The following is a 624-nucleotide window of genomic DNA, read 5'->3' on the forward strand; positions in this document are numbered from 1 at the left end:
CTGTATGGCAGCAGTGCGCTGGGCTGGGCCCAGGCCGGGCCGCACCGGCTGAGCCTGCCTGCCACCGGCGGGGCGTATCGTTTTAGCGTGCATAGCAGCGCCGAAGCCGCTTCGCTGCAGCCGGACCAGCCGCAGTCGATGGCCTTCGCCGCCGGTCAGGGGCTGGCGCTGGCCCGATTCGACATACGCGCAGACCGGCACTACCGGCTGGAGGGGCTGCCGACCGACCGCTACGCCTATCAGATCTATGACCAGGGTGGCAATCTGCTGGTGGGCGTACCGGGCTGGGGGGATGGCAGCTTTGCGCTGGATCGGGCCCAGACGGTCTATCTGGCGGTTTACCGCCCGAGCCGCGACCTGGACACGGCCGCGACCGCGACGCTGACCCTGGCGCTCCAGGCCGAGCCGCTGACCGTCGATCTGGGCCGGCTGGCACCGGTGACCCGCCATACCCTGCCGGCCGCGCCGGAAGCGACGGCCCAGTTCCACGTGGAGCGGGCGGGCTGGTGGCGTCTGGACGCCCAGGCGATGGCAGGCAGTCAGGGCGACCTGACCTTGAACGCCCTGGATGCCCGGCGCAGCTACCCGGTCGGGCAGTGGGGCGAGGCCGCCGACAGCCGGCCG

Annotated in this window: 1 protein-coding gene; it reads left to right on the forward strand. The window is 72.1% G+C overall.

Annotated features, from left to right (window positions below; translation table 11 throughout):
* The coding region (locus PZA18_RS24090; RefSeq protein ID WP_284103431.1) for a hypothetical protein at positions 1-624 on the forward strand (624 nt) is incomplete at both ends.

It is taken from the genome of Parachitinimonas caeni, assembly GCF_030129945.1.
GTDB classification, from domain to species: Bacteria; Pseudomonadota; Gammaproteobacteria; order Burkholderiales; family Chitinimonadaceae; genus Parachitinimonas; species Parachitinimonas caeni.